Genomic DNA, 6,483 nt, shown 5'->3' on the forward strand with positions numbered 1-6,483 from the left:
CGTCCGCAGCGCGGCCGCCGCGGCGCCCGCGGACGCGGCGGAGACGCACGCGATGGCGAGCCAGGACGGCCACGCCAGGTGCTCCCCGAGCAGGACGAGCCCGGCGACCGCGCCCGCCGCGGGTTCCAGGCTCACCATCACCGCGACCACGCGCTCGGGCAGCCGGCGCAGCGCGGCCATATCGAGCGACCACGGCACGACGGCCGAGAGCAGGGCGACGCCGAGCCCGGCCACCAGCACGTGCGGGCGCGGCACGGCGTCTCCGGCGGTCGGCGCGAAGGGGAGGACGAGCAGCGCCGCGACGAGTACGGCCCAGGCCAGCGGCGCACCGCCGGCGGCGCTCGCTCCGGCGCGCTTGTTCAGCACGAGGTAGGCCGCCATGCACGCGCCGGAGCCCAGGGCGAGCGCCGCGCCCGCGAGCGGGACGGGGGATCCCAGCGGGTCGGAGAGCAGGAACACGCCCGTCCCGGCGAGCGCCGCCCACAGCAGGTCGGCCGGGCGCCGCGCCTTCGCCAGCGCGAGCGCCAGGGGGCCGAGGAACTGGAACGCCGAGGCGATCCCGACCGGCAGGCGGTCCATCGCCGGGTAGATGAGCTGCATCCCGGCGATGGCGGCGCCCAGGGCCGCGATCAGGCCGAGCGACTCGCGGCGGGGCGGCCGGGGACGCCAGATGAGCAGGAGGGCCAGCGCCGTGAACGCCAGGCGCAGCGCGACCACGCCCGCCGGGCCGGCCGCCGAGGACAACCCCTTCCCGCAGGCCATCCCCGCCTGCACCGACACCACGCTGCCGAGGACCAGCAGCGGGGCGGGGACCGTGGATCTGATCGTCATGCGGCCAGTCTGGGATCGGCCGACCATTCGGGTCCATCGAAAGATTTCGCACACTATCGTGTTGAATGGACACATGATCGACCCTCGACTGCAGACGCTCCGCGTCCTGCGCGAGCGCGGCACGGTGACCGCCGCCGCCGAGGCCCTGCACCTCACCCCCTCGACGGTGTCGCAGCAGCTCCGCCAGCTCGCGCGCGACCTCGGCGTCGACCTGCTGGAGGCGCAGGGCCGGCGGGTGCGGCTGACCGCGGCGGCGCACACGGTGCTGCGCCACGCCGACGTCCTGTACGCGCAGTGGGAGTGCGCCCGCGCGGACCTGGCCGACCACCGGGCGGGGATATCCGGGCAGGTGCGGTTCATCAGCGTGTCCAGCGCCCTGGCCGCGCTCGTGGCCCCGGCCGCCGCCCGGCTGCGCGCCGAGCACCCGTGCCTGGCCGTCCACATGAGCGAGAAGGACAGCGACGACGCCGCCCACCTGCTCCTCGCCCGGCACGCCGACATCGCCGTGGTCATCCCGAGCGAGCGGACGCCCGCGCCGGACGACGCGCGCTTCGGCCAGTGGCCGGTGCTCGACGAGCCGCAGGACCTGCTCGTCCCGGCGGGGCATCCGCTCGCCGCCGCCGGGACGGCCCGCCTCGCCGACGCGGCGGAGGAGTCCTGGATCGGCTCGCCGGACCGCTCCGACCAGCACCGGCTCCTGCTCGCCTCGTGCGCCGCCGGCGGCTACGCGCCCCATATCGCCCACGAGGCCAACGAGTGGTTCGCCGTCTCGGCGCTGGTCGCGCGCGGATTCGGCGTCGCCCTGATCCCCCGGCTGGCGCCGCTGCCGCCGGCGGACGAGGTCGTCCGCGTCCCGCTGCGGGGCGAGGTGGTGCCGAGGCGCCGCGTCATCGCCTGCGTCCGCCGCGGCAGCGAGGACCAGCCGCCCATCGCCCGCGCCCTCGAAGCGCTCCAGGACGCCGCCCGCGAACGCGCCTGACCGCCGCCCTCGCGCGTGGACGGGGGCGGGATCAGCCGATGTCGCGGCGGCGGAAGGCGGCCAGGCCCGCCGCCGCGACGGCCAGCGCGACGGCCGTCAGCGCGACGAGCGGCAGCGCGCTGAACGTGCCGCCCGGCACCTTCGGCGTGTGCGTGAACGGCGAGACGTCCAGGACGGCCTGGGGCAGGTCGAGCAGCGGCCCCACCTGGCCGAGGAGCAGGCAGACCGCCAGCACGCCCCAGCCCGCCTGCGTGAGGCGCGGCAGGAGGCCGAACAGCAGGACGGTCACCGCGGCGACGACCCACACCGAGGGCAGCTGCGCGAGCCCGGCGCCCAGCAGCCGGAGGAACTGCCCGCCCAGGTCGTCCGAGCGCAGGCCGTGCACGAACCCGATGGCGACGCCGGCCAGGGTGAGCAGGACGGCCGTGCCCGCGACCGTGACGGCGAGCTGGGCGAGGGCCCAGCGCACCCGTCCGACCGCGGTGGCGAGCACCGGCTCCAGCCGCTGCTCGGCCTCCTCGGCCCGCATCCTCAGCACGCCCTGCACCGCGTAGGTGGCGGCGAGCAGCGCCATCAGGCCCATGGCGGTGGCGAGGAACGCGTCCGTGATGTCCTGCTGCCCGCCCATCTCGCGGATGCTCTTCGCCGTCGAGTCGCTGTCGCCCACCAGGTCGCCCACGCCGTCCGCGACCCCGCCGATGGCCAGGCCGTACACCAGGAACCCGGCCGCCCAGCCGGTGAGGGCGCCGCGCTGGAGCCGCCACGACAGGGCGAGGGGGCTCCGCAGCGACGGCGCGGCCCGGTCCGGGCCGAGCGAGGGCGCCAGGATCCCGGCGCCCAGGTCGCGGCGCTCGGTCAGCGCGTACGCGGCGGCGGCCAGGACCACGAACGCGGCCAGGGGCAGCAGCAGGACGGCCCACTGCTCGTCCGCGCAGGGCCGCACCCGCTGCGCCCACCCGATCGGCGACAGCCACGACAGCCACCGCGCCGATCCGACGTCGGCCAGGCCGCGGACGAGGAAGGCCGTGCCGAGGACGGCGAACGCCAGCCCGTTGGCGAGCCGGGACGTCTCGGCGAGCTGCGCGGTGACCGCCGCGACCCCCGAGAACACCAGCCCGGCCCCGAGCAGGGACAGGCCGTAGGCGGCCGCCCCGGCCGCCGGGACCCCGAAGGCGATCATCACGGCGGCCGTCACGGCGGCGATGGCCGCCGCGGCCGTCCCGGCCACCAGCAGCGCGGCGGTCAGCGGCGCGCGGCGCCCGACGACGGCGGAGCCGACCAGTTCCAGCCGCCCGGTCTCCTCCTCGGCGCGCGTGTGGCGGACCACGAGCAGGACGCACATGATGGAGGTCAGCGCGGCGCCCGTCGCGCCGACCCGCCAGGCGCTGAGCCCGCCCACGGTGTGGTCGTTGAGGACCGGCCCGTACATCGCCTTCGCGGACGGGTTGTCGTTGATCCCGCGCGCGAACTTGGCGAGCGCCGCCGGAGAGTCGTAGGTGTTGTCGAAGCTGTAGACGGTGCTGGCGACCAGCGCGGTCAGCGCGTAGATCCAGGCCGGCACCATGATCCGGTCGCGGCGCAGCCCCATCTTCAGCAGCAGCCCGGTCCCGGCCAGCCGGTCGCCGCGCACGCCGGCCGGTGCCGCCGGCCGCAGGGTGGCCGTGGTCATGACGCCTCCGCGTCGGTGAGGTCGTCCTGGTAGTGGCGCAGGAACAGCTCTTCCAGGGTGGGCGGCCTGCTGGTCAGGCTCCGCACCCCGGCCCGGGTCAGCTGCCGCAGCGCCGTGTCGAGATGCGCGGTGTCGACCTCGAATCTGACCCTGTCGCCGTCCACTTGGAGGTCGTGGACGCCGGGTAGGGCGGCGATTCCGTCGGGTGGTGTGGCGAGTTCGGCGTTGATGGAGGTGCGGGTGAGGTGGCGTAGGTCGTTGAGTGTTCCGGTTTCGGCGGTGCGGCCTTTGCGGATGATGGTGATGCGGTCGCAGAGGGCTTCGACTTCGCTGAGGATGTGGCTGGACAGCAGGATGGTGCGTCCGTTGTGTTTTTCTTCGTGGATGGTTTCGCGGAAGGCCTCTTCCATGAGGGGGTCCAGGCCGGTGGTGGGTTCGTCGAGGATGAGGAGTTCGGCGTCGGAGGCGAGGGCGGCGATGAGGGCGACTTTTTGGCGGTTGCCTTTGGAGTAGGCGCGGCCTTTCTTTTTGGGGTCGAGGTCGAAGCGGTGCAGGAGTTGGGTGCGGCGGTCGGGGTCGGGGCGGTTGGTGGTGCCGTCTGTGGGGTTGCCGTGTAGGCGGGTGAGGAGGTCGATGACCTCGCCGCCGGTGAGGTTGGGCCAGAGGGTGACGTCGCCGGGGACGTAGGCCAGGCGGCGGTGCAGGGTGGTGGCGTGGTGCCAGGGGTCGCCGTCCAGGAGGCGGGTGGTGCCGGTGTCGGCGCGGATGAGGCCGAGCAGGATGCGGATGGTGGTGGATTTCCCGGCGCCGTTGGGGCCGAGGAAGCCGTGTACCTCGCCGGTCCGCACGGTCAGGTCCAGGCCGTCGAGCGCGCGCGTCCGGCCGAACGTCTTCACCAGGCCGGACACCGAGATGGCGGTTTGCATGCTTTGGAAACTACACTGACTTCATGAACTTGTGAAGATTATGAAGTCTGCAAAGCACATATATACTGGTCGTGAACGATCCGGCGAGGCGGTCGACCAGGGAGATGATGCGCGTGACGGAGGCGACGGAGTCCGAGCGGGACGCTGAGGGCGTTCAGCGGTTCATCGAGCGTTTCGCCTCCCAGATGGTGGACGCCGGGTGGCAGCGCATGCCCGCCCGCGTCTTCGCCGCGCTGATGTCCACCGACTCCGGCGCGCTCACGGCCGCCGAGCTGGCCGAGCGGCTCCAGGTGAGCCCCGCCGCGATCTCGGGGGCCGTCCGCCACCTGACGTCGGTGAGCATGGCCGTCCGCGAGCGCGACCCCGGCTCGCGGCGCGACATCTTCCGCGTCCGCGACGACGTGTGGCAGGACGCGATGTTCGGCCGCGACCGCATCCTCAACCTGTTCGAGGAGAGCCTCCACGAGGGCGCGGAGACGGTCGGCCCAGGCACCCCGGCGGGGCGGCGCCTCATCGAATCCGCGGATTTCTTCTCGTTCCTGCAGAAGGAGCTGAGCGCCATGATGGACCGCTGGCGCGTGCAGCGGGACGCCTTGCGGGCGGGCCACTCCGAGTCCTGACGTCCTCCGTCGGACCGCAGGTGGGACGCGTTTTGTGAAGCCGGCGGCGGTATGAGCGGCCCCACATGTACCACCCAAGTCACTGCAGCCACGGCGACTAGTGCGTATGGTTCATTCCATGCCTAACAGCGAAGAGCGCGACAATAGCGGCCCCGAGGAGACGGCCGCGACTCCCGACGCCGCGGTCGCCGAGGGCGGGGAGCGTCAGGACGCCGCGTCCGCGGCGCAGGAGAGCGAGCCCGATGCCGAGGGCCCGCAGGGCGGAGCGCCGGAGTCCGGCCCGTCCACGGAAACGGCGGTCGCCCGGCTGGGCGAGCCCGTCACGGTCTGGCCGTGCGCCAACTGCGGGCGCCCCGTCCCGCAGCCCAGGGGGGCCGTCCGCTCCGTCCGCTACTGCCAGGACAACGAGGGCGGCTGCGCCCGCGAGGCGCGCGAGCGCCGCGAGCGCGGCCGGGACGCGCCGGGCCTGACCGGCCAGGTCGCCTCCACGTGGGAGATGGTCGAGCGCCTGGAGAAGGCCGCCGACCTGCTCGCCGACTCGCTGGCCTCCGAGCTGAGCGTGGCCGGCGTCGAGCGGCGCGTCGCCGAGGTGCGGGCCGAGGCGTCCCGCGAACTCGCCATAGCGCAGAGCGAGCGCGACGCGTCCCAGCGCAAGGCAGAGGAGGCGTGGCACGAGGCGTCGACCGCCCGCAAGCGCGCCGAGGACTCCGAGCAGGAGGCGGGCCAGGCCCGCGAGGAGGCCAAGCTCGCCACCGCCAAGCGCGACGCCGCGCAGCAGGCGTGGGAGGAGGCCCACCAGATCGCGCAGCAGTCCATGAGCGCGAAGCTGGCCGCCGAGAGCGAGCGGGACCGCATCGCCGCCCGCGAGACCGAGCTGCTCGCCGCGCTGGAGGCCGCGCGCGCCGAGCTCGTCACCCTGCACGCCAAGCTCGCCGAGGCCGAGGGCGCCGTCGAGTCGCAGCGCGTCGAGGCCGCCGTCGCCCGGCAGGGCGCCGAGGACCTGCGCAACGCCATGCGCGACACCGAGGCGCAGCGGCAGCGCGCCATGCAGGCCGCCAGCAAGGCCGAGGCCGAGCGCACCGCCGCGCTGCGCACGCAGTCCGAGGCCGAGGCCGAGCTCGTCCGCGCCAACGCCCGCGCCGAGGAGGCCGCCAAGGAGCGCGACGCCGCCCAGGGGCAGGCCCAGGCCGCCCTCGCCGAGCGCGACGAGCTGAACAACAAGATCAACGACCAGTCGGTGCAGCTGCGGCAGCTGTCCCAGTCGGTCGCCGAGCAGCAGGCCGCGCTGACCGCCCTCGCCGAGGAGCGCGACGCCGCCCGCGCCGAGGCCGACCGGGCCCGCCGCCAGGTCGACCAGTTCACCCACAACACCCTGTCGTCCAACATCCCGCCCGGCGGACGGATGCAGGGCGGCGGCACCCCGGCGCCCCCGGCCGGGATCTCCCACAACGGGGGCCC

General features: G+C 74.5%; 5 protein-coding genes and 1 pseudogene. 3 read left to right on the forward strand and 3 right to left on the reverse strand.

Going from position 1 to position 6,483, the window contains the following annotated elements:
• Positions 1 to 45 precede the first annotated feature (45 nt).
• A pseudogene (locus tag E1298_RS10295) lies at positions 46 to 906 on the reverse strand (EamA family transporter); the annotation flags it as partial.
• Here E1298_RS10295 and E1298_RS10300 point away from each other — a divergent pair.
• Positions 905 to 1,810, forward strand: coding sequence for a LysR family transcriptional regulator (locus tag E1298_RS10300; protein ID WP_131891714.1), 906 nt, complete (start codon positions 905 to 907; stop codon positions 1,808 to 1,810). The pseudogene E1298_RS10295 and the gene E1298_RS10300 sit on opposite strands and share 2 nt — an antisense overlap.
• 31 nt (positions 1,811 to 1,841) lie before the next feature.
• On the opposite strand, the gene E1298_RS10305 is transcribed toward E1298_RS10300, so the two are convergent.
• Together E1298_RS10305 and E1298_RS10310 are read right to left on the reverse strand one after the other, a co-directional pair.
• Positions 1,842 to 3,479, reverse strand: coding sequence for an ABC transporter permease (locus E1298_RS10305; RefSeq protein WP_131891717.1), 1,638 nt, complete (start codon positions 3,477 to 3,479; stop codon positions 1,842 to 1,844).
• On the reverse strand, positions 3,476 to 4,405 hold the full coding sequence (locus tag E1298_RS10310; RefSeq protein WP_131891720.1) for an ABC transporter ATP-binding protein: 930 nt from the start codon (positions 4,403 to 4,405) through the stop codon (positions 3,476 to 3,478). Before E1298_RS10310 ends, E1298_RS10305 begins: the two co-directional genes overlap by 4 nt.
• Positions 4,406 to 4,518: 113 nt before the next feature.
• On the opposite strand from E1298_RS10310, the gene E1298_RS10315 reads away from it, so the two are divergent.
• Both E1298_RS10315 and E1298_RS10320 read left to right on the forward strand, forming a co-directional pair.
• Entirely contained in the window at positions 4,519 to 5,025 is a 507-nt protein-coding gene (locus E1298_RS10315; RefSeq protein ID WP_243725497.1) for a GbsR/MarR family transcriptional regulator, read from the forward strand.
• 118 nt (positions 5,026 to 5,143) lie between these two features.
• Positions 5,144 to 6,483, forward strand: a 1,340-nt coding sequence (locus E1298_RS10320) for a coiled-coil domain-containing protein (RefSeq protein WP_243725498.1), incomplete at its 3' end; no start/stop codon positions are given.

Source organism: Actinomadura rubrisoli (assembly GCF_004349215.1).
GTDB classification, from domain to species: domain Bacteria; phylum Actinomycetota; class Actinomycetes; order Streptosporangiales; family Streptosporangiaceae; genus Spirillospora; species Spirillospora rubrisoli.